Origin of the sequence: Pseudomyxococcus flavus, assembly GCF_050038885.1 — a bacterium.
GTDB classification, from domain to species: Bacteria; Myxococcota; Myxococcia; order Myxococcales; family Myxococcaceae; genus Myxococcus; species Myxococcus flavus.
Map to the genome: position 1 here is coordinate 8300933 of NZ_CP143624.1, position 24343 is coordinate 8325275.

Consider the following 24343-nt stretch of genomic DNA (forward strand, 5'->3'; position numbering starts at 1 on the left):
GGCCCTCTCTCGGGGCCTGCGGGTGGCGTTCCCCTCAGCGCAGGTCACGGAGCGGCTGGGGCGCCTGCATTCGGGCGGTCCACGCACGGGGGCCATGGACCTGAGCCTGCTCTACTTCGCCAACGACGAGGATTCACTGGCGGGCCCCAAGTACGAGCTGCTGCTGGAAGGGTCGAAGTTCGCGGACGCGCATGGCTTCTCCGCGGTGTGGACGCCGGAGCGCCACTTCCACTCGTTCGGCGGGCTCTATCCCCAGCCCGCGGTGGTGGCCGCCGCCCTGGCCACCGTCACCCGCAACCTGCGCCTCCGCTCCGGCAGCGTGGTGCTCCCCCTGCATGACCCGCTGCAAGTGGCCGAGCAGTGGTCCGTGGTGGACAACCTCTCCGGCGGTCGCGTGGGCCTGTCCGTGGCGACGGGCTGGCACCCGGCGGACTTCACGTTCGCCCCGCAGAACTTCGAGGACCGCCGCAACCTCCTGCTGCGGAGCCTGGAGACGCTGCGGGCCCTATGGCGCGGTGAGAAGCTGCGCCGTCAGGGAGGCGGAGGCGTGACGGTGGAAGTCGGCCTGCGCCCCAGGCCCGTCCAGGCGGAGCTGCCCGTGTGGCTCACCGCGGCCAGCAATCCGGAGACCTTCCGGCTCGCGGGCGAGGTGGGCGCGGGCGTGCTGACGGGGCTGCTGACGCATTCGCTCGAAGAGCTGAAGCCGAAGGTGGCGCTCTACCGCGAGGCCTGGCGCCGCAACGGCCACCCGGGGCGCGGCCACGTCACGTTGATGCTCCACACCTTCATCGGCGACGACGAGCAGGACGTGCTGCACACGGTGCGCAAGCCGCTGCTTCGCTACTTCCGGAGCTCGGCGGAGATCGCTGCGTCGCTGCTGGCGGCCCAGGGCTACCAGGGCGAAATCGACAAGGTGTCCGAGGCGGACATCGAGGCCATGCTGGAGCACACCTTCGAGCACCACGCGAAGGGGACGGGGCTCATCGGCACGGTGGAGAGCGGCCTGCGGCGAATGGCCCAGGTGCGCGGCGCCGACGTGGACGAGGTGGCCTGCCTCATCGACTTCGGGCTGGAGACGCCCGTGGTCCTCGAGGGCTTGCGCCGGCTGGTCACGATTCGCGAACGGATGGAGCAGGACGCCGTGCGCCAGCGTGAGCACGTGCGGGTGGAGACCGGACAGGGCGTGGAGGAGCTGCTGGAGCTGGCGCGCCAGTCCGGTGCCGTCATGCTCCAGGCCTCCGCGCGGTTGGCCCGGACGCTCGCGGAGCTGCCGCGGGCCCGCGAGGTGCTGAAGCCCGTGGGCGCGGTGGTCATCGAAGGGGCCTCCACGGAGCTGGCCAGTTCGCTGCATCGGGCCACCGAAGCGAAGGTGATGCTCGCGGGTGACGTGTCGGAGGGCACCCTGCTGCCACGCACGCCGAATGAACGCATTCCGGAGGGGCTCCAGGCCTGGGTGTTGGATGCGGCCGGGATGCCCGTCCCTCCGGGCGTCGTCGGCGAGCTGGCCCTGGAAGGCGCCGGGCTGCCGGGGATGCTGTGGCGCGCGCGGGAGGAGGAACACCGTCGCCTGGTGCCTCACCCTGCCCGTTCGAGCGCTCGCCTCTTCCGTACGGGCCGCCATGTCAGGCTCCGGATGGATGGCCGCGTGGAGCCCGTCAGCGTTCCGGCCACCCGGCCCGTCACGGCCCCGCCTCCCCCGCCCGCGGCGCCCACCTCGAAGCCGCAGTCCTCCGCGGCTGCCCGGGCCCTGCCCACGGCGCCGCCCCCCATCGCGCGCGTACCGCGAAACGGGCCCCTGCCCCTCTCCTTCGCACAGCAGCGGCTCTGGTACCTCCAGCAGCTCGACCCGGACAACACCGCGTACAACAACGGCTCCAGCTTCCGACTCCTGGGGCCGCTGGACACCGATGCGCTCCGGGCCGCGCTGAACGAGATGGTGCAGCGGCACGAGGTCCTGCGCACCACCTACTCGATGACCGAGCACGGCGCCGTGCAGATCATCCACCCCGACTTCACCCTGCCCCTGCCGGTGGAGGACGTCCCCGGGGCCACCGCCGAGGCGCGTGAGGCGGAGATGCTGCGTCGCTGCAAGGCCCTGGGGGCGCAGCCCTTCGACCTGGAGCAGGGACCGGTCATCCGGGCGCTGCTGCTCCGCATGGGCCCCGAGGAGCACGTCCTGAGCTTCATGCAGCACCACGTCGTCTCGGACGCCTGGGGCACGCTGGTCGTGGGGCACGAGCTGTCGGCGCTCTATGCCTGCTACAGCGCGGGCCTGCCGTCGCCCCTCCCGCCGCTGCCGGTGCAGTACGCGGACTACGCGGTGTGGCAGCGCCAGTGGCTGGACGGCGCGGTCATGGAAGCCCAGGTCCAGTGGTGGAAGTCCGAGTTGGCCGGTGTCGCCGCACTCGAGCTGCCCACGGACCGTCCGCGGCCCGCGGTCCAATCGTATGCAGGTGGAACCTGCTCGTTCCTGATTCCGTCCGAGGTGACGGAGCCGCTGCTGGCGTTTGGCCGACGCGAGGGCGCCACCTCGTTCATGGTCCTGCTGGCGCTGTTCCAGGCATTGCTGGGACGCACGTCGGGTCAGGAAGACTTCGCGGTGGGCATCCCCACCGCCGGCCGGACGCGCCCGGAAGTGGAGGGCCTGCTCGGCTGCTTCGTGAACACGCTCGCGTTGCGTTCGCGCTTGTCGGGAGGCCCGTCGTTCCGAGAGCTGCTGACCCGCGTGAAGCGGCAGGCCCTGGAGGCCTTCGCGCACCAGGACGCCCCGTTCGAGCGTGTCATCGAAGCCCTTCAGCTCCCGCGTGACCAGAGCCGGACGCCTGTGTTCCAGGCGGTCCTGAACGTGGTCAACACGCCCACGGTCTCCGTGGAGCACCAGTCGCTCCAGCTCAGCCAGATTCCACTCGCCTCGGACACCTCCAAGTTCGACCTGAGCCTGGAGCTCATCGAGGACAGGAGCGAGCTGAACTGCCGGTTCGAGTACGCGGCGAGCCTCTTCGACAGCGCCACGATGGAGCGCCTCGCCCAGCACCTGGTCGAGCTCGCCCGCAGGGTCGTTGCCCAACCGGATGTCCCGCTGGCGCGCGTGCCGCTCTTCTCCGAGGCCGAGCGCGAGCAGGTGCTGCGGGGGTTCCAGGGGCGCCAGGAGGCGTACCCGGCAGGGGAGACGCTGCACGGGCTGGTGGAGGCGCAGGCCGAGCGGACGCCGGACGCGGTGGCGGTGAGTTTCGAGTCGGAGCACGTGAGGTACCGGGAGCTGGAGGCGCGGGCCAACCAGGTGGCGCACCACCTGAGGGGGCTGGGAGTCGGCGTCGAGTCACGGGTGGGCGTGTGCCTGGAGCGCTCGGTGGACCTGGTGGTGGCGCTGCTGGGGGTGCTGAAGGCCGGAGCCGCCTACGTGCCACTGGACCCGGGGTACCCGCGAGAGAGGCTGGCGGGGATGCTGGAGGACTGCGGTGCCACGGTGCTGCTGACGCATGAGCGGCACCGTGACGTGCTGGGAGCGCCCGCGGCGGCCGCCGGACACGTGGACTCGCTGCGGGCCGTTCCGCCACCAACCGCCGCGGTGCCCATGGACACGCAGCGGGACGGCGCTCCCGGTGCGGCGCGGCGGGCCCACGTGGTGTGCCTGGATACGCAGCGGGCCGAGGTGGCCCGGCAGCCGGTGACTCGGCCTGTCGTGCCCCAGATGGGCCCGGAGGCCCTGGCCTACGTCATCTTCACCTCCGGAAGCACGGGGCGGCCGAAGGGGGCGATGAATACGCATGGCGCCGTCGTCAACCGGCTCAGGTGGGGACAGCAAGCGTTCGTCCTCACGAGCTCGGACGCGGTGCTGCAGAAGACGCCCTTCAGCTTCGACGTGTCGGTGTGGGAGTTCTTCTGGCCCCTCATGTCCGGAGCGCGATTGGTGGTGGCGAAGCCTGGAGGCCACCAGGAGCCCGCGTATCTGGCGAAGGTGCTGAAGGAGGAGCGCATCAGCACGGTGCACTTCGTGCCCTCGATGCTGAGCGCCTTCCTGGAGGAGCCTGGACTCATGGAGCTGGGCACCCTGAAGCGGCTGGTCTGCAGCGGGGAGGCCCTGAGCCCGGAGCTGGTGAAGAAGGCATACGCGCGGCTGCCGACTTCCGTGCAGGTACACAATCTCTATGGCCCGACAGAGGCCGCGGTGGAAGTGAGTCACTGGCCCTGCCCTCGGGACACGCAGCTGCACCGGGTGCCCATTGGCAGGCCAGTGGCCAACACCCGGCTGTACGTGCTGGATGGGCACGGGCAGCCGACGCCGGTGGGCATCCCCGGCGAGCTGCACATCGGCGGCGTGCAGGTTTCGCGCGGGTACCTTCAGCGGCCGGAGCTGACGGCCGAGCGCTTCATCCCGGACACCTTCAGCGGCACGCCGGGCGCCCGCCTCTACCGCACCGGAGACGTGGCGCGCTGGCTGCCTGACGGCACCCTGGAGTACCTCGGCCGGGCCGACTTCCAGGTGAAGCTGCGTGGCTTCCGCATCGAGCTGGGTGAAATCGAAGCCGCCCTGCGCAGTCATCCAGGGGTTCGCGACGCGGTCGCTGTTGTCCGCGAGGAAACCCGTGGTGACGCACGTCTCATTGCCTACGTGACGGGAGATGCGGAGCCGCTGACGCCCGCGACGTTGCAAGCGCACCTGCAACGACAGCTTCCCGCCTACATGGTGCCCACGGCATTCATTCATCTGGGCGTCCTTCCGCTGACGCCGAGCGGCAAGGTGGACCGCAAGGCGCTCCCTGCTCCGGAAGCCCCCGCGGCGCAGCCCGGCCAGTACCTGGCGCCGAGAACCCCGACAGAGGAGTCGCTCGCGGAGCTCTTCGCCCAGGTGCTGAACGTCCGTCGCGTGGGCGTTCAGGATGGGTTCTTCGAGCTGGGCGGCCACTCGCTCCTGGCGACCCAGGTCGTCGTCCGGGTCCGGGCCCAGTTCGGTGTCGAGCTGCCGCTCCGGGCCTTCTTCGAGTCACCCACCGTCGCGGGACTCGCTGCGTACCTGGATGCGCAGCGGCAGCAACCCACGTCTCGAGGGCCGGCGCTCCCACCCCTCGTCCGTGCCGACCGGTCTTCCGCGCTCCCCCTCTCCTTCGCCCAGCAGCGGCTGTGGTTCGTCGGGCAGATGAGCGACTCGGGCCGCAGCGCGTACAACCTCGCCTTCCCCTTGAAGCTCACGGGCGCGCTGCACCTGGTGGCGCTCCAGCAGAGCTTTGACGAGCTCGTGCGCCGTCACGAGGTCCTCCGGACGACGTTCCGTCTGGAGGGGGATGCGCCCGTCCAGGTCATCCACCCGCCAGCGCCCGTGCCCATCGAGGTCCTGGACTTCTCGGAGCTGACGGACGCCGCCGTTCGCGAGGACGAAACGCTGCGGCTCGTCCAGGAAGAGGCGCGGTATCCCTTCGACCTGGAGGAAGGCCCGCTGGTGCGCGCCCTGCTGATGAAGCAGTCGGAGACGGAGCACGTGCTGGTGCTCAACCTGCACCACATCGTCACCGACGGCTGGTCCAACGGCGTCATGGTCCGCGAGCTGGCCGCGCTCTATGCGGCCTTCAGCCAGGGACAACCGTCGCCGCTGGCGGACCTGCCACTCCAGTACGCGGACTACGCGGTGTGGCAGCGGCAGTGGCTCCAGGGCGACGTGCTGGACGCGCAGCTTGACTACTGGCGCGACCAGCTCGACGGCGCTCCGCCCCACCTGGAGCTGCCCACCGACAAGCCGCGTCCCGCACAGCAGTCCTTCCAGGGCGCCAGCACGCCGCTTCAGCTGTCGAGCCAACTGAGCGACGCCATCGAGGCGTTGGCGAAGCGCGAGGGCGCCACGCCCTTCATGGTGCTGCTCTCGGCATTCCAGGTCCTGTTGAGTCGGTACTCGGGCCAGACGGACATCCTGGTGGGCTCGCCCATCGCTGGGCGCCGACAGGCGGAGACCGAGTCCCTCATCGGCTTCTTCGTCAACACCCTGGTGCTGCGCGCCCGGGTCCAGGGGCAGGCCACCTTCCGTGAGTTGCTGTCCCAGGTCCGGGACTCCACGCTGGCTGCGTACGAGCACCAGGACGTGCCCTTCGAGAAGCTGGTCGAAGTCCTCCAGCCCGAGCGCGACCCGAGCCGCACACCGTTGTTCCAGGTCTCCTTCACCCTCCACAACACGCCGACCCCCGCGCTGTCCCTGGCCGGCCTGACGCTGTCGCTCCAGGAAGCTCCGGCCAACGTCATCCGGTTCGACCTGGAGCTGCAGCTCTACCGCACGGAGCAGGGCTTCGACGGTGGCATCAACTACAGCACCGCCCTGTTCACGGAGGACACGGCCGCGCGGATGAGCCGCCGCCTGGCTGCGTTGCTGGAATCAGCGGTGTCCTCGCCGGACGTTCCGCTCGCCAGCCTGGCGCTGTTGACGTCGGACGAACGGCAGCAGGTGGTGACGGCGGTGAATGCCACCGCGGTCGAGTACCCACGGGAAACGCCCATTCACGCGCTGTTCGCCGCCCAGGCGGCGCGGAGTCCAGGGGCCGTGGCGGTGTCCTCCTCGACGAGGCCCCTCACCTACCGACAGCTCGACCAGCGCGCGAATCAGCTCGCCCACCATCTGCGCACCGTGGGGGTGCGTCCCGGCGCACGCGTGGGACTGTGTGTCGAACGCTCGCCCGAGCTCATCATCGGCATGCTGGGCATCCTCAAGGCCGGAGCCGCCTATGTGCCCGTGGAGCCCCGGCATCCCGCCGAGCGCATCACCTCGATATTGCACGAGGCCCGAATCAGCGTCCTGCTGAGCCAGGACGCGATCGTGGAGGAGCTTCCGGATCCGGGATGCCCGCTCGTCCTCATCGATGCCGATGCGCCGGCCATCGCCGCCCACCCCGTCACCGCGCCGGAGGTCAACGTCAGCGGTGACGACCTGGCCTACGTGATGTTCACCTCCGGCAGCACGGGCCGCCCCAAGGGCGTCTGTGTGCCCCACCGGGGCGTGGTGCGCCTGGTGAAGGGCAGCAACTATGTGCGCTTCGGCCCCCGGGAAGTCTTCCTGCAGCTGGCCCCCGCCGCCTTCGATGCGTCGACCTTCGAAATCTGGGGCGCCCTGCTCCACGGGGCACGGCTGGTACTCGCACCTCCCAAGGCGGTGGCCATCGAAGACCTGGGAGCACTGCTGGTCCGCGAGGGCATCACCACGCTGTGGCTGACGAGCGCCCTCTTCGAACAGGTGGCGTCGAGCCAGGGCGACGCCCTGGCCCAGGTGCGACAGGTGCTCGCGGGAGGCGACGTTCTGTCCGTGCCCCGTGTGCGGGAGCACCTCGCGCGCCTCGCGCCGGAAGCTGTCGTCATCAACGGCTACGGCCCCACGGAGAACACGACGTTCTCCACGACGCAGGCCCTCCGGTCGGGAGATCGGGTCGGCCGGTCCGTGCCCATTGGCCGGCCGATTTCCAACTCCACCGCCTACGTGTTGGATGCGGACCTGAACCCCGTCCCGCCGGACGTCCCCGGCGAGCTGTACGTCGGCGGTGACGGCCTGGCCTGGGGCTACCTCGCCCAGCCCGCGCTGACTGCCGAGCGCTTCATTCCGCATCCCTTCGCCACCACGCCTGGGGCTCGGCTGTACCGCACGGGCGACAAGGCCCGCTGGCGGCCGGACGGGACGCTGGAGTTCCTGGGCCGCACCGACTTCCAGGTGAAGTTGCGGGGCTTCCGCATCGAGCCCGGAGAAATCGAGTCCGTGGTCCGCCAGTTCGCGGGCGTCCAGGAGACGGTGGTGGTGGCGCGCGAGGACACGCCCGGCGACAAGCGGCTCGTGGCCTATGTGGTCTCGGAGGCACCGGCTCCGTTGAACCTGGGGGCCCTCCGTACCTTCGTCCAGAAGCACCTGCCGGACTACATGGTGCCCTCGGCCTTCGTCGCGCTCCCCGCGCTGCCGCTGAACGCCAACGGCAAGGTGGACCGCAACGCCCTGCCCAGACCGGAGGCCCCGAAGCCCACCCTGGCTCCGGCATCCGAGGGTGCACCTCGCAATGCCCTGGAGGCGCAGCTCGCCTTCATCTTCGCGGACGTCCTGGGGACCGCGCAGGTCGACGTCCATGACGACTTCTTCGAGCTGGGTGGGCACTCCCTGTTGGCCACGCAGGTCGTCACGCGCGTGCGTGAAGCCCTGGGCGTGGACCTCCCCCTGGGCGACCTGTTCGCGAAGCCCACCGTGGCCGGGCTGGCCGAGCACCTCGGACCGGCGCTGACTTCAGCGCCCCGCGCGCCGACGCTGGCCAAGGCACCGCGCACCGGGGACCTGCCCTTGTCGTTCCCGCAACAGCGCCTGTGGTTCATCGACCAGCTCGAACCCGGCAACACCCTCTACAACGTCCCCATCGCGCTTCAACTGGACGGTGCGCTGGACGAACCGGCGCTCCAGCGGAGCCTGGAGGAACTGGTCCAGCGCCACGAAGTCTTGCGGACCACCTTCCGCGCCGTGTCGGGGCAGCCCGTTCAGGTCATCCACCCCACCCTGGCGGTGCCGTTCCAGCGCGTGGACCTCACGCACCTCGCGGACCCGTCACTCCGGCGGAGCGAAGCGGTACGCCTCGCCATCGAAGAAGCCAGGCGTCCCTTCGACCTCACGAAGGGGCCATTGCTGCGCACGCTGCTGCTGCGCCTGGATGCTCGCGAGTACATGCTGATGCTGCACCTGCACCACATCGTCTCCGACGGTTGGTCCCTGGGCGTGCTCGTGCGTGAGCTCACGGCGCTCTACGGCGACATTCGTCAGGGGCGGCCCTCTCCGCTTCCGCCGCTCCCGGTGCAGTACGCGGACTACGCCGTGTGGCAGCGCTCCGACGCGTTCGCACGGCGGCTGCAGGAACAGCTCGGCTGGTGGAAGCAGCAACTGGCCGGTGCGCCGCATTCGTTGGAGCTGCCCACCGACAAGCCGCGCCCGGCGGTCTATTCGTACCGGGGTGCGACGCTCCACGTGGGACTGGGACTGGAGTTGACGCAGAAGGTGGAAGCCCTGGCCCAGCGCGAGGGCGCTACGCCCTTCATGGTGTTGCTGGCCGTGTACCAGCTCCTGCTCCATCGCCACTCCGGCCAGGATGACGTGCTGGTGGGCTCGCCCATCGCCAACCGCACCCAGGGAGCGACCGAGGGACTCATCGGGTTCTTCGTCAACACGCTGGTGCTGCGCGCGCGCTTCAGCCCGGGGCTCACCTTCCGGCAGTTGCTGGCGCAAGTACGGGCCACCACCCTGGGGGCGTACGAGCACCAGGACCTGCCCTTCGAGCGACTGGTGGAGGAGCTCCAGCCCACGCGGGACGCGAGCCGTCCCCCCTTGTTCCAAGCGCTGTTCGCCTTGCAGAACGCGCCCGTCCCTGAGTTGGTCCTCCCCGACCTGACCGTGCGCGGCGCCGACCTCGGGGATGCGGGCGTGGCCCTGGCCGAGCTGGGCCTGGACTTGTCCCGCACAGTGGCGGGGTATTCCGGAACACTGAGGTACAGCACCGACCTGTTCGAGGCGAGCACGGCCCAGCGGCTGTTCGAGCACTACCGGAAGTTGCTGGAGGGCCTTTTCGGCGATCCGGACGCGAGCCTCGCCTCGCTTCCCATGATGACGGCCGCGGAGCAGCAACTCCTGGCGGAGGGGCGCGTCGCCGCTGCCTCGGCGTCCTCCCCTGGCGCGTTGTTCCACCAGCGCTTCGAACAGCAAGTCGCACGGACGCCCGAGGCCGCCGCCGTGGTGCTGGGCGACACGGCGCTCTCCTTTGCCCAGCTCAACGCCCGGGCGAATCAGCTCGCCGCGCACCTGCGGACGTTGGGCGTTGTCCCGGAGACGCGCGTCGCCGTGTGCATGGAGCGGACGCCGGAGGCCATCGTCGCGCTGCTCGCGGTGCTCAAGGCCGGCGGTGCGTTCGTGCCCATCGACCCGGCCGCGCCGGCACAGCGCAAGTCCTTCGTCTTCCAGGACTGCACCGCGGCCATCCTGCTCACGATGCAGTCCCTGGCCGATGAGTGGGAACCCGCATTCGGGTACGTCGTGTGCCTGGACACGGAGGCAACGCACCTGGCGTCGCTTCCGGAGACGGACGTCGTGTCGCGCGCACGGGAGCAGGACCTGGCCTACGTCATCTACACGTCCGGCTCCACGGGCACGCCCAAGGGCGTCATGGTGCAGCACCGCTCCCTGAGCGCCCTGCACCAGGGCTTCACGCGTCTCTTCGCGGCGGAACAACGCACCGGGAGGCGGATTGCCCTCAACTGGCCCCTGCACTTCGACGGTGCCATCGGGGCGGTCGTGCAGTTGGCGAACGGGGACTGCCTCTGCCTGGTGCCGGAGGAGACGCGCAAGGACCCGGAGGCCCTGGTCGGGTGGCTGGAGGCGCAGCGCGTGGACGTGCTGGACAGCACGCCCGCGCAGCTGACGCAGTTGCTCGATGCCGGACTCCTGGAGCGGGCGCACGTGCCCATGAGGATGCTGTGCGCGGGCGAAGCCATGCCCCCGGCACTGTGGCACCGGTTGGCTCGCGCGGAGCGCACGACGGCGTACAACGCCTATGGCCCGACCGAGAGCACCGTCTGCGCTACCGCCGCGTGCATCCGGCAGAACGAAAGCCCCGTTCCCGTCATCGGAAGCCCCATCCTGGGAACGCGGGTGTACGTCCTGGATGCGCACCAGCAACTGGCGCCCCGAGGCGTTGCGGGTGAGCTCTACCTCGCGGGAGAAGGCGTGGCCCGTGGCTACCAGGGGCGCCCGGACCTGACGGCGGAGCGATTCGTCCCCAACCCCTTTGCGTCGACGCCAGGCGAGCGGATGTACCGCACCGGCGACAAGGTCCGGTGGCGCAACGACGGCACGCTGGAGTACCTGGGCCGGCTGGACTTCCAGGTGAAGCTGCGCGGCTTCCGCATCGAGCTGGGCGAGGTCGAAGCGGCGTTGCGCGAACACCCGTTCGTGCAGGACGCGGTGGTGGTGGCGCGCGAGGACGTGCCCGGTGACAAGCGGCTGGTGGCCTACGTGGTGGCCGAAGCGGAGGACTCGTTGTCCATCGAGGCGCTGCGTGGATTCCTCCTGCAGCGGCTGCCGGAGTACATGGTGCCCGCGACCTTCGTGCCGCTGGAGGCCTTGCCCCAGACGCCCAGCGGCAAGGTGGACCGCAAGGCACTGCCCAGACCCGACGGCGCGCAGGTGGGCCACGCGCGGGAAGCCGAGCCTCCCGCCACGCCCACGGAGGTCCAACTGGCGGAGATATGGAAGGAGTTGCTCCGCGTCCCTGTCGTGGGCCGTCGGGACAACTTCTTCGAGCTGGGGGGCCACTCCCTGCTGGCCACGCAGGTGGTCGCGCGTATCCGCGAGTCCTTCGGTGTGGAGCTGGGCCTGCAGACGTTCTTCGAGGCGCCCACCGTGGCGGGCCTCGCCGAGCGCCTCGGGACGGCTGCGCTCGCCACCCGGATGCCGCCACTGGCTCCTTCCACGCGGGAAGGGCCGGTTCCCCTGTCGTTCGCCCAGCAGCGGCTCTGGTTCATCGACCAGCTCCAGCCTGGTGGGGTTTCGTACAACATCCCCACGGCGCTCCGGATGTCAGGGGCCTTGGATGTCCAGGCTTTGCGACATGCCGTGGAGGCGCTGGTGCAGCGGCACGAGTCGCTCCGGACGACGTTCCGAGCGGAAGGCGGCAAGCCACATCAGGTCATCCATCCGCCGCAGTCCCGGCCACTGGAGCGGGTGGACCTGTCCGGCATTCCGGACGTCGCGCAGCGAGAGGCGGAGGCCGAAAGGCGCGCCAATGAGGATGCCCTTCGTCCCTTCGACTTGACTGCCGGGCCGCTGGTGCGAGTCACCCTGCTGCAGCTCGCACCTGCCGATCACCTGCTGCTGGTGTGCATGCACCACATCGTCTCGGATGGCTGGTCCATGGGCGTGCTGGTGCGGGAGGTGGCCGCGCTCTACGAGGCGTTCCGTGCCGGGCGCGCCCCTGCCTTGCCGGCGCTGCCGGTGCAGTACGCGGACTTCGCGGTGTGGCAGCGCGCGTGGATGCAGGGTGGAGCGCTTCAGCGGCAGGTGGACTGGTGGCGACAGCACCTGTCCGGTGCGCCGTATGCGCTGGAGCTGCCCATCGACAAGCCTCGACCGGCTGTCCTGAAACACCAGGGCGCGTCCGTGCCGGTGCACCTGCCGCGGGCGCTGAGTGAAGCGGTGGATGCGCTGGCGCAGCGTGAGGGCGCCACGCCCTTCATGGTGCTGCTGGCCGCCTTCCAGTGCGTGCTGGCCCGCCACTCCGGGCAAGAGGACGTGCTGGTGGGCTCGCCCATCGCCGGCCGGCGTCACGCGCAGACGGAGGGGCTCATCGGATTCTTCGTCAACACGCTGGTGCTGCGCGCGCACTTCTCTCCCGGGCTCACCTTCCGCCAGTTGCTGGCGCAGGTGCGAGAGAGCACGCTCGGAGCGTACGAGCACCAGGACCTGCCCTTCGAGCGACTGGTGGAGGAGCTCCAGCCCGCGCGAGGCCTGGATCGCACACCGCTGTTCCAGGTGATGTTTGCCCTGCAGAATGCTCCGGATAGCGAGCTCGTGCTGCCCGAGCTGACACTGCACCTTGTTGAGCCGGTCCACGCCGTCAGCAGGTTCGAACTGGAGCTGTCCCTGGTCCGCACCCCAGACGGGTACCGAGGCATCTGCATCTACAGCACGGAGCTGTTCGTGCCCGCTCGGGTGGAGCGGATGATGACGCATCTGTCGCTGCTGCTGGACGCGGCGGTGGCGGCACCGGACCGTCGTACCTCCGACCTGCCCCTGCACACGGAGGCGGAGCGTCAGCGCCTGCTGCTGGACTGGAGTGGCGCAGCACGTGACGGGGACACCGGCATGCTGCGCCGCTCAAACCATGAGCTGCCACACTTCCACGAGCGCTTCGAGCAGCAGGCGGCGAGGACTCCTGAGGCACCTGCCGTCACGCTGGGTGATGAGGTCCTCGGCTATGCCCAACTCAACGCGCGGGCGAACCAGTTGGCCGTACACCTGCGCTCCCTCGGTGTTGCGCCAGAGACACGGGTGGCGCTGTGCCTGGAGCGCACACCGGAGGCCATTGTCGCGGTGCTAGCGGTGCTGAAGTCCGGAGGCGCCTTCGTGCCCATCGACCCGGCGGCGCCTGCGCAGCGCAGGTCCTTCGTCCTCGAGGACAGCCAGTCCACGGTGCTGGTGACGCACCGGCACCTGGCTGACGCGTGGCAACCGGAGGTGAAGCACTGCGTCTGCCTCGAGTCGGAAGGCGCGCACCTTGCGTCCCTGCCCGCGCAAGACGTCCCGGCGAATGTCCACGGCGACAACGCCGCCTACGTCCTCTACACGTCCGGCTCCACCGGCACGCCCAAGGGCGTCGTGGTCCAGCACCGCTCCCTGGCTGCGCTGCACCACGCCACCGCGCAGGTTTTCCAGGCGAGCCGCCTGGGCGGACAGCGCATCAGCCTCAACGCGCCGCTGCACTTCGACGGAGCCCTCGAACCGCTGGTCCACCTGGCGGATGGAGACTGCCTCTGCCTGGTGCCGGAGGAGACGCGCAAGGACCCGGAGGCCATGGTCGCGTGGCTGGAGGCGCAGCGCGTGGACGTGCTGGACTGCACGCCCGCGCAACTGACGCTACTGCTCCAGGCGGGGCTGCTCGACAAGGCGCACGTCCCCGCTCGAATCGTCTGCGCGGGCGAAGCCATGCCCCAGGCGCTCTGGAGCCGGCTGGTCCACGAAGAGCGCACGGTGGCATTCAATGCCTATGGCCCGACGGAGAGCACCGTCTGCGCCACCACCGCTCCCGTCCGCCGAAGCCAAAGCCCTGTCCCCCACATCGGTCGGCCCCTGCCTGGGACACAGGTGTACGTGCTGGACGAACGCCAGCAACTGGCGCCCGTGGGCGCCGCGGGCGAGCTGTACCTCGCGGGAGACGGACTGGCCCGAGGGTACCTGGGCCAGCCTCACCTCACGGCGGAGCGCTTCGTCCCCAACCCCTTCGCGGCCACGCCGGGCGAGCGGATGTACCGCACCGGCGACAAGGCCCGCTGGCGCGAGGACGGCACGCTGGAGTACCTGGGCCGGCTCGACTTCCAGGTGAAGCTGCGCGGCTTCCGCATCGAGCTGGGGGAAATCGAAGCCGTCCTGCGCGCCCACGCCGCCATCCGGGACGCCGTCGTCCTGGCCCGAGAAGACGCACCCGGAGACAAGCGACTGGTGGCCTACGTCATCTCGGCTCCAGAGGCGCACGTCAGCAGCGACTCACTGCGCCAGCACCTCCAGCAGCGGCTGCCCGAGTACATGGTGCCCGCCGCCTTCGTGCCGCTCGCCACCCTACCCCTGACCCGCAGTGGCAAGGTCGACCGCCATGCCCTCCCCGCCCCAACCCACGGCGAGAGGGCGGCGCAGGACAGTCTCATGCAGCCCTCGAATGAGCTCGAGCTGCGGCTCGTTCGCATCTGGGAAGAGGTCCTCGGGATCGCCCCGATCAGCGTGCGGGCCAACTTCTTCGAGATTGGCGGTCACTCACTGCTGGCCGTGCGTCTCACTGGCGCCATGCGCGAAGGCCTGGGTCGCCAGGTCCCCGTGGCTGCGATCTTCCAGGCCCCCACTGTCGAACAGCTCGCCGCGTTGCTGAGACGGGAAGATGCCGGGCAGGAGTCGACGCTGGTGCCGTTCGGCGAAGGCCGGAGTGGAACGGACCTTCCGTTCTTCTGCGTGCATCCCGTTGGGGGCAATGTCCTCGCCTATGCGGAGCTGGCACGCCTGCTTGGCGCGGAGCGGCCGTTCTACGGCATCCAGGCACGAGGGCTTGACGGAAGCACACCCCCACTGGAGACCGTGGAGGCGATGGCGAGCACCTATGTCGCGGCCATTCGCACCGTCCAGCCCGTGGGGCCATACCTGCTCGGCGGCTGGTCCGTGGGCGGCATCATCGCCTACGAGATGGCCCGCCAGCTCCGCGAGCACGGAGAGACAGTGGCCGTGCTCGCGCTCATCGACACCTATGCGCCAGCCGCGCTGAACGCCGCGGCACCGCTCCCCACGGCCACCGAGCGCGTGCTCCTCTTCGCGCGAGACCTGCTGGGCAACGCCTTCCAGGACCTGTCCCTGGACGACGCACGGCTGTCCAGCACCTCACCCGAAGCCGTCCTGGACGCACTCTGGGAGGCGGGGCAACGAGCGCGAGCATTGCCACCTGGCATGGACCGGGAGCACCTGCGAGCCCTGCTCCGCGTCTTCGAGGCCAACCTCCAGGCCGCCCGCGGATACCAACCTCCGGCGATGAACCCGGGACGCGTGCTGTTGCTCAAGGCCACGGAGGGCGCGGAGGGGCAACCCGAGGACGGCGGTTGGGGCGCGCTCGTGGGCGCGGGGCTCGAGCTGCACCGCATGCCTGGAGACCACTTCAGCCTGCTGCGAACCCCGGCCGTCCGCGAGCTGGCGGAACGGCTCGGGGCCGCGCTGAAGGTCACCACCGGGTGAGGAGCACCTCGACGCCCAGGCCCAGCTCCTTGAAGTACTTGGGCGTCCCGCCGTGCAGGCGCCGCTCTCCTTCCGTCTTCTTGAGGAGGTAGAGCGGCATCGTGAGGCGCATGCCCACCATCTCCGCCAGGTCCACGCCAAGCCGCGCCTCCGGAATCGTGAGGGCCAGCTCGTTCGGCTTGCTCAGGTAGCCCGCGGATACGCCGAGCCCGGCGCGCCAGCGGACATACGGCCCCAGGTCGAGGAACGGAATCGCGCCGGAGAAGCCATCCATGTCGGAGACGCAGTCCACGTACAGCCCCAGGGACGCCCACCGGATGCGCGTGTCGTTCGGCACGAGCTGGTCCATGTCGCGCACGCCCAGCCCGGACAGCACGGCACCGAAGCGCCACTCGTTGCGGCTGTACGCGTAGTCCTCCCGTCCCTGCTCGGAGGCCAGGAATGGCAGCTCCACGCCCACGCCCACGCCTCGCTGGCGCATGGCGCTGAGCGTCCAGATGTGGCTCGGCTTCGCGTACGTCAGCCACTCGTCCAGGAACACCGCGCCCGCGGGCCGAAGCGGAATCTTCAGGTTGCCCTTCTGCTGTGTCACCAGGCTGTGGAAGGCGGTGCCCACGCGCTGGCGGACGGGCTCGAGGTCCTCCCGCGTTCCCGTCGCCACGGCCCCCTGCATGACGCCTTCGCTATATCGGTAGCCCACCTGTCCGAGCGCGGCGAGCAGCACGTCGACCTTGTCCTTCTCGAGCTGCCCGGCCTCCGCCCTTCGCGTCAGGGCATCCGTGGCCTTGCGGAGCTTCGCCAGCTCCGGCGTGGTGTCACACGCGTTCTCCACGACGCAGCGGAAGCCCGGCGAGCTGATGCCCAGGACGTTCAAGACACGCAGCTCGCGATCCCTCAGCCGCTCCTTCTCGGTGCGCGGCACGAGCAGGTCCACGGCGCGGGTCGACGTGAGCTGGGTCGACAGGAAGCGGATGGCGTCCTGCATGCCCCGGTAGAAGTCGTGCTCCCGGAAGCGCCGGTCGAAGAAGCCCATCATCGCGAACTGGAACTCGGATGGGAGGACGGTGGTCCGGCGAGGAATCTTGATGCGCCCGGACAGATTGATGTCGTGCTCCAGCGTGTTGAGCACGGCGCTGTCGCGTGCCGCGTTCAGCACGTTGCCCAGGTACTGGAAGTAGGCCTCGGCCAATGGGCTGCGCGAGCCCTCGGGGCGTGCGGGCGGAGACGCCCACTGCCAGCCGACGACGTCCTGGTCCAGGTACACGATGGGAAAGCGCGCGCGGTTGAGGACCGTCTCGCGCGAAGCGCTGCGCTCGACCCACCGAGAGCCGAGCCGCACCGCCAGGTCGACGGGGTTGTTGTTGAGCACGCCTCCGTCCACGAGCTTCAGGGGCTCGGGCTCGCCCCAGTGCGTCTCCTCGAAGAAGGCCATGGAGACGGGCACCGGCGGAAACGCAAGCGGGAAGGCGCCGGAGGCCTGGGGCGTGAGCAGCAGGTTCTCGAGGGACACCTCGTGTCCGCCGTCGCCCTTCGGCTGCGCGCCCAGGGCCGGGTAGTAGACGAGCTCCTCCGGCTTCACGGCGATGTACGGTGACGTCGCGCTCGCGGCGCCTTCGAGGAACGGCAGCCGGGCGGTGAGCTTCCCCTCGCCCTGCGTCATGACCTGGACGACCAGCTTCTCCGTCACCCGCTTCAACTTGAACTGCGACTCCGGCCCGCCGGCGCCGAACGGGACGTCGCGTCCTCGCAGGTTGGTCACCGTGAGGCCGTAGGCGAAGGTGCAGTCCTCCTTGAATCGGGCCTTCTGCGCCTTCTCCAGGATGAGCTGCAGCGTTGCCTTCATGTGCGGCTCGCTGAAGAGGTGCGTGCCCTGCGACGGCCCCGTCGACTCCTTCGGGAGGAGCCGGTCCAGGTCGAGCTGGTCGATCCACACCGTCCAGAACAGGCTCTCCTCCGGGGACCACTCCGGTTGGGCGAAGGCCGTGTCACACGACGCCAGTCCGCCGAGCAACGCGTTCACCGCGCCAGCGGACGCTCCCGTCCAGACACGCGGGGCGGGGTTACCCAGGTCCGACGCGGTGCCCTCGCGCTGCGCGACGCTCCAGAATCGGACCAGCGTGGAGATGAACCCCGCCTGATAGGCGCCCAGGCTGATGCCGCCGCTGACAACCAGGGCCGGCGCGCTGCGCTCGGTTTCTTCGGCCAGGGCGCGGGCCTGCACGGGGTCTTCGATGTGCTCGGGCTGAAACTGGGTGCCCTCGGGCACCAGCGTCGTGTCGTCCGCGAAGGCGCCGCCGTTCGTTGGCGCCGCCGTGTCCGGGGGCACGCCTTCCGGGGCCTCTGTGACGGCGTCGCCGGGAGTCTGCGGCGCGGACGTGGCGTCATCGTGAGGCGCATCCGGTGCGCCGGGCACCTGGGCGTCGTCAATGCCGATATCGGCCTGCGCTTCCGGAGGCGGAGCGTCGGCCGTTGCGGAATCGGACTGGGCATCCGGAGGCGGAGCGTTGGTGGTGGACGCCGGCGCCGCAACCGGAGGTGCATCAGCGGCTACGGCATTGGCGGCATCCCTGGAAGGGACAGCCGGCGCGGATTGCGCCTGGGTGGAGCCGGTGGCAGCGAGCAGGACCACGGCACAGGCGCGGAGAAGGGCTTTGGGCATCAGCGGGCTCAGAAGAAGGTCGAGGTGAGGCTATCCCTCAATCCTGACCCTGTTCCCGGAAGCCCGGCAACCACGGAAGAATCTGTCGCTCCTTCGCTTCAGCCCCGACAGTGAGCGCCTCAGCCACCCGAAGCGGAGGGAGGCACCGCGACGAGCATGAGCGCCTGACCACACGTCAGATGGCGCCGGCCGGTCCAGGTGTCGCGATGTCTCGTGGAGAATCGACGCTGGCACCGGGGGCATGTGACCCAACCGTGAGCATCCACGGCGACCTCGACACCCGGCCATGAAGGTTCGCAGTCGAAGTAGCGAACCACGTCACCCGAGGTTCCGCGTCCGTCACACGCCGCGCACGGCTCCAGACTGGACACGCCGTCACGCTCATGACAGTGCGTGCCCCTGCCTTGGCACGAGTGGCAGTCCTCGAGCACCCAGGGATTGTGCTCATTCTCGTCGGAGAACACGGCGGCCCTCCGCCGAGGGTACCGGGCGAGGCGGAGCCGCTTCCGGATTGCCTCCTTGCGGCTCTCGTCTCCAGCGCCCATCGGGAGGCACTACGACTTCTGCAGCTCGCGCGAGCCGTCCACGGAGGCCTGCTCCGGCGCGGCGGCGACGAAGAGGGGCTCACCTGCCCCGGCCGTAGGCGTCCGCATGGGCGCGGCCACCGACTCATGGACCAGCGCGGGAACGGCCACCGCCTCCACGACGGTGGCCTGTGCGCGCTGAGCCGCCTGTCGCTTACGACGCCACACGAAGTAGCCAATGGCGGCGACCACCAGCACGCCCATCACCGCGAACTGGCCCTCCTTGAACTTGGAGATCATCGTGTCCAGCTCCCCACCGAAGTGGTAGCCGAGCCAGATGAACACGGGCGCGGACAGCAGCGCCGCCAGGCCATCCCAGAAGATGAAGCGCCAGTAGGACATGCCCACGGAGCCAGCGGTGAAGTACGTCACCGCGCGCACGCCCGGCATGAAGCGGGCGATGCAGACGATCTTCTGGCCGTGCTTGACAAACAGCCCTTCCACCTTGGCGCGCTTCTCCGGCGTGACGATGCGAGCGAAGAAGCCGCCCTTTCCTTCCCGCCCCAGGTTTCCGCCCAGCCGGCGGCCGGCGAGATAGATGAGGCTGTCACCGACGAGGATGCCCGCGAAGCCGACCACCATCATCATCGGCAGGCTGGCGGCCCCCTTGTGGGCCAGGAAGCCCCCCAGGATGAGTGAGATGTCCTCCGGCAGCGGAACACCCAGACCGCAGGCCACCAGGATGCCGAACACCGTGGCATAGGCGAAGAAGCCCTGCGAGTCGCCAAGGAGGTTGGTGAGAAGTTCTTGCACGCGTCGTCCCGTCCGTTCACTTCCGAAGGGCCCTGCCCCGTGGTGCAACCACTGGGGACTGTCCCTCTAGCGCCCAGACATCAACCGGGCGCGGGTCGTCAAAACTCCGGGTTCGGGGATACGGCCTCGACAACCCCTGGTACCCGGCCTCCTCCAGGGCCCGTTTCCGGCGCCCGCGTTCCCTGCTGATTCTCCGACCGCCACTGCCGACCTACCCACTGTCCCGGCGTCGCGCCCCCTGAACAGGCAGCCTGCCCACCTGGATTCCAGTCGTCCAGGAGACCCGACGCGCCCCGCGACGCCCACCGAGGCAGGTGGGAACCTCGACCACCCATGCCTACCGGGACGCCTGCCGCAGCCAGCCAGCCAGGCCCCCGCCTGAAGCTAAGCCGCCGGCGCCTTCCCGATAAGTGTACGGAGCATGTCCCGGTTGTCGCGTGCCTTCTGTCCGAAGTGCGCAACGATTCCCATCAACAGCTTCACGCAGGCCTGCGGCTTGGTGGCCAGGAGCTTCTGGAAGTCCGCGGAGCGGATCTCCAGGGCGGACACGTCGGTGACCGCGGTGGCGGTACACAGCCGCTCGCCTTTCTGCACCAGGGCCAGCTCGCCCAGGGGCTCACCGGCGCCGACCTCGCCCAGGGCAACCTCCTCGCCACCGGCGCTCTTCGCGCTCAGGCGCACGGTGCCCTCTCCCACGATGAGGAGCGACTCCCCCGTCTTGCCTTCGGTAAAGAGCGTGGTCCCCTTGGGGAACGCTCGCGCGACGGCGACCCCCGCGAAGATCTGGATGCCGGTGTCCGTGAAGCCCTTGAAAAGCGGACACGCCTTGAGCGTTGTGGCAGGCACGAGAGCCATGGAACTGTGCTCTAACACGCCGCGCGTGGGCTCGCGAGGCCGTCAGCGTTCCGTACGGTACTCGCCCGCGAGCTCCACGTAGTGCTGGGCAGACAGCAGGAGGAACTCACGCTCCGCCTCGGTCAGCGGGCGCTTCACTCGGCCCGGGGAGCCCACGACCAGGGAGCCCGGGGGAATCTTCGTGCCCGGGGTCAGCAGCGCACCCGCGCCGATGATGCAGTCGTCTCCCACCTCCGCGTCGTCCATGATGGTGGCACCCATGCCCACCAGCACCCGGTTGCCCACGGTGCAGCCGTGGAGGATGGCGTGGTGCCCCACCGTCACGTCGTCGCCCACCACGGTCGAGGACCTGCCCCCGGTGACGTGAATCAGGGTGAGGTCCTGCACGTTGGTGCGCTTCCCGATGCGGATGGGGTTCACATCTCCGCGCAGCACGCAGTTGAACCAGATGGAGGAGTCCTCCCCCACCTCGATGTCCCCCACCAGCTGGGCGGAGTCATCCACGAAGCAGCCCGGGTGGACGCGGGGGGACATTCCTCGAAAGGTTCTCAGCGCCATGGGGCTACGCCTCCGCGACCGCGTGGAACGGGGTCTCACCCACCGGCACGGGCAGCGGCTCCACCGTGGGCGGCTTGAGGAGCGCCACCTGCGTGCCGGCGAGCTGGTTGGGCGTGGCGCGCTCCACCTTCACCGTCACGAAGGCGCCCGCGGGGGCGTCGCCGTCGAAGTTGACGGTGCGGTTCTCCGGCGTGCGGCCGAAGCGCTTGGTGGGGTCGTAGCGGGAGTGCCCCTCCACCATCACCTCCACCTCGGTGCCCACGAGCGCAGCGGTGATTTCGCCGCTGATGCGCCGCTGCAGCTTCTGCAGCCGCTCCAGGCGGGCAATCTTCACCTCGTGCGGCACCGGGCCCCAGTCCTTCTCGCGCAGCGCCGCGCCCGTCTTCGGCCGCGGGCTGTAGACGAAGGAGAACTGGTTGTCGTAGCGGACCTGCTCGGTCAGCTTCATCGTCATCTCGAACTCTTCCTCCGTCTCACCGGGGAAGCCGACGATGATGTCCGTGGTGACGGCGATGCCGGGCCGCGCCTCGCGCAGCTTGGCCAGGCGCTCCAGGTACTGCTCCACCGTGTAGTCGCGGCGCATCATCTTCAGGATGCGGTCGCTGCCGCACTGCACCGGCAGGTGGAAGTGCGGGGTGATCTTCGGCTGGATGCGGAAGGCTTCGATCAGCTCGTCGGACAGGTCATGCGGGTGGCTGGTGGTGAAGCGCACGCGCTCGATGCCCGGCACCTCCGCGGTGCGCAGCAGCAGCTGCGCGAACGAGATGCCGCCCGCGTACGAGTTCACGTTCTGGCCGATGAGCGTCACCTCGCGCACGCCCACCTTCGCCAGGTCCGCCACCTCGACGAGCACGTCCGGGAACGCCCGGCTCACCTCGCGGCCGCGCGTGTGCGGCACGATGCAGAACGAGCAGACGTTGTCGCAGCCCTTCATCACCGTGACGAACTCGGTGACCTTGCCGCGGGACGTCTCCGGGTCGGCGCGCGGGAAGACGTACTCCTCCGAGTTCACGAAGGCCGTCTCCACCACCCGCTCGCGCTCCGCCGACACCCGGTTGATGATGTCCGGCAGCCGGGCGATGTTGTCGGGGCCGAAGACGAAGTCCAGGTAGGGCACCTTCTTCAGGAGCTTGTCCTTCTCCTGCTGCGCCACGCACCCGCCCACGCCAATCAGCGCTCCCCGGCTGGCCTTCACCGGCTTGTAGCGGCCCAGGGCGGACAGCATCTTGTCCTCGGCCTTCTCCCGGATGGAGCAGGTGTTGAGGATGATGAGGTCCGCGTTGTCCGGCACCGGCGTCGGCGCGTAGGACATCTGGCTCAACACCTCGCTCATGCGGAGCGAGTCGTTGACGTTCATCTGGCAGCCGAAGGTGTGGATGAAATAGCGCTTCATGGAAGAACCCTGAGCAAGTACGTGCCCTTATCCGATGGCCGGACGCGGAATGCAACCGGCCGGCCGCCCGGCTTCATCCCCGGGTGAGCAGGCGCGTCAGCCGGGTGTGCAGCTCCAGCAGCTCCGCCTCGCGCGCGCGGAGCAGCGCCAGGGCATCGTCCCCGTAACGCCGTGCCAGGGCATCGGTTTCACGCTCCTGCTTCACCAGCTCCTCCTGGATGCGCGTCCGGAGCTCCGCCTCCGCCGCGCTCTGGCCCTGGAGCTGGCCCAGCTTGTCCTGGAGCTTGCGGGCGGCCCAGCGCCGGCCGCCAAAGGCCCGGAGCAAGGCGCTGCCCTGCTCCGCCTTCTTTGAGTCCAGCCCGGACGCGGCCAGGGCCTCGGTGTGGGCGCTGGCCAGCGCTCCGGTCCCCTGTCCGGCCTCGGCGTGGGAGAGGTAGGTCTGCTGGTAGTGGATCAAGGCGTCGAGCATCGCCGCGTCCAGCGGGGGCGCCGCCCACCGGAGCGTCCGGTCATCGGCGGCGGTGAGGTCCGTGGAGACCTCTCGGTTGGGGACATCCTGGAAGCCGTTGTCGTCGAAGAGGAAGGAGGACATGGGGAGCGTCTCGGAATGGGAGGAAGGGCCCGGGCCGGCTACGCGGGCACGAGCTGGTCGGCGATGCGCGCCAGGTCCGACACGGACGTGACGACGACCGCCTGGTGGCAGTGCTTCTCGTAGGTGAGCATCTCGCTGTCGCCAATGCCCCAGTTGCCGCGCTCCTCGGGGCAGATCCACAGCAGCCGCTTCGCCTTGCGGCGCAGGTCCTTGAGCGCCCACGCGTTGTTGGCGTTGTAGTTGTTGCGCCCGTCGCCAATCACCATGACGGTGGTGCGGCGGGTGATGCTGCCCAGGTGGTCCCGGGTGAAGTCGGCCAGGGCACGGCCGTAGTTGGAGTTGGCGCTCAGCGACACCGTCTTGCCGGCGGTGGCCATGTCGATGGCCGCGTCCACCTCCAGGTCCTTGAAGTACTGCGTCACCTCGCCCACGTCGGAGACGAAGACGAAAGAGCGCACGCGGACGAAGAGCGACTGCATCGTGTGCATGAACAGCAGCATCATGCGCGAGGCCTGCCGCACGGAGTCCGACACGTCGCAGAGCACCACCAGCTCGGGGCGCTCGGGGCGGCGGGTGCGGAACTGGGGCACCATGGGAACCCCACCCCACGGCAGGTTCCGGCGCAGGGTGCGGCGCACGTTGAGGGCCCCCTTGCGGTGCGAGCGCTGCTTGCGGATGAGCCGGCTGCGGAGCTTCTCGGCCAGGGTGCGGACGGCGGCCTCCATCTGGTCCACCTCCGCCTGGGTCAGCAGGTGGAGCGGCTTGTCCGCGGCGCTGTCGCCGCGCCGACGGATGCGCGCCTCGGCCTGGCGCTTCACCTCCTGGCGGGCGGCGTCCTCGATCTTGCGCATGGCCGCCGCGACGTGGCGGCTGACGATCTCCACCCCTTCCGGCGAGAGGCCGCGAGCGCGCAGCTCGTCCTCCAGGGACTTCATGTCGGAGCGCGCCTTGTCCGCCCCGGCAGCCGCCAACAGGCGCCGCGAGAAGAACCCCGCCTGCAGCGGGCTCTCCATCCGGGACAGGTCCAGCTGGAGCGACGCCATCCGGAAGATCTGCGCCAGCCGGGCCCGGTCACCGTTCAGCACGGCCTGCGCCAGGGGCGACATCTCCGGCAGCAGCTGGTGCATCTGGATGAGGACCATCTTCAGCAGGTCACCCTCCAGGTAGCCCTCCTCCTCGAGCTGCTGCGCCAGCGACTTGTCGATGGCCTCGAACGTCTTCGCCGCCCCGGAGAAGTAGAACTCGAAGGCGCGGTTGAAGGTGTCCACGTCCAGCTCGCGCTTCACCAGGGTGGTCCGGAGCACCGAACGGAACAGGTTCCGGTCCTTGAGCCCCACCTCGGACGTGGCGCGCAGGGCGTCCTGGACCTCGGACGTACTTACGCGCACACCGTTCTGGCGAAGGACTTCGGCGAACTCGACGATACGGGCGTCCACGCAACCATCATCTCTGGGGACGGCGCCGGTGCAATCGGGAATGC

Annotated in this window: 8 protein-coding genes (1 of these 8 only partly in view); 1 reads left to right on the plus strand and 7 read right to left on the minus strand. The window is 69.6% G+C overall.

Going from position 1 to position 24343, the window contains the following annotated elements:
* A protein-coding gene (locus VZL07_RS34615) for a non-ribosomal peptide synthase/polyketide synthase (protein ID WP_426752207.1) crosses the window boundary here: on the plus strand, positions 1–15469 show its final stretch. The gene continues 31100 nt to the left of window position 1, outside the view; the window shows 15469 of its 46569 coding nt (coding positions 31101–46569); its start codon lies off the left edge, out of view; it ends in the stop codon at positions 15467–15469.
* Here VZL07_RS34615 and VZL07_RS34620 read toward each other — a convergent pair.
* The 7 genes from VZL07_RS34620 to VZL07_RS34650 form a co-directional block, all read right to left on the minus strand.
* On the minus strand, positions 15456–18128 hold the full coding sequence (locus VZL07_RS34620; RefSeq protein ID WP_426752208.1) for a patatin-like phospholipase family protein: 2673 nt from the start codon (positions 18126–18128) through the stop codon (positions 15456–15458). The two genes, VZL07_RS34615 and VZL07_RS34620, sit on opposite strands and share 14 nt — an antisense overlap.
* Before the next feature lie 554 nt (positions 18129–18682).
* Positions 18683–19465, minus strand: coding sequence for a DedA family protein (locus VZL07_RS34625; RefSeq protein ID WP_426752209.1), 783 nt, complete (start codon positions 19463–19465; stop codon positions 18683–18685).
* Positions 19466–19849: 384 nt separating this feature from the next.
* Positions 19850–20320, minus strand: coding sequence for a Crp/Fnr family transcriptional regulator (locus tag VZL07_RS34630; protein WP_426752210.1), 471 nt, complete (start codon positions 20318–20320; stop codon positions 19850–19852).
* A 42-nt stretch (positions 20321–20362) separates the two neighbouring features.
* A complete protein-coding gene (locus tag VZL07_RS34635; RefSeq protein WP_426752211.1) occupies positions 20363–20878 on the minus strand; it encodes a gamma carbonic anhydrase family protein in 516 nt (171 codons plus the stop codon).
* 4 nt (positions 20879–20882) lie between these two features.
* On the minus strand, positions 20883–22271 hold the full coding sequence (gene miaB, locus VZL07_RS34640; protein ID WP_426752212.1) for a tRNA (N6-isopentenyl adenosine(37)-C2)-methylthiotransferase MiaB: 1389 nt from the start codon (positions 22269–22271) through the stop codon (positions 20883–20885).
* 73 nt (positions 22272–22344) lie between these two features.
* Positions 22345–22863, minus strand: a complete 519-nt coding sequence (locus VZL07_RS34645; RefSeq protein WP_426752213.1) for a hypothetical protein — start codon at positions 22861–22863, stop codon at positions 22345–22347.
* Between the two features lie 38 nt (positions 22864–22901).
* Positions 22902–24299: a VWA domain-containing protein gene (locus tag VZL07_RS34650; protein ID WP_426752214.1), complete on the minus strand. Its 1398-nt coding sequence runs from the start codon at positions 24297–24299 to the stop codon at positions 22902–22904.
* Positions 24300–24343 lie beyond the last annotated feature (44 nt).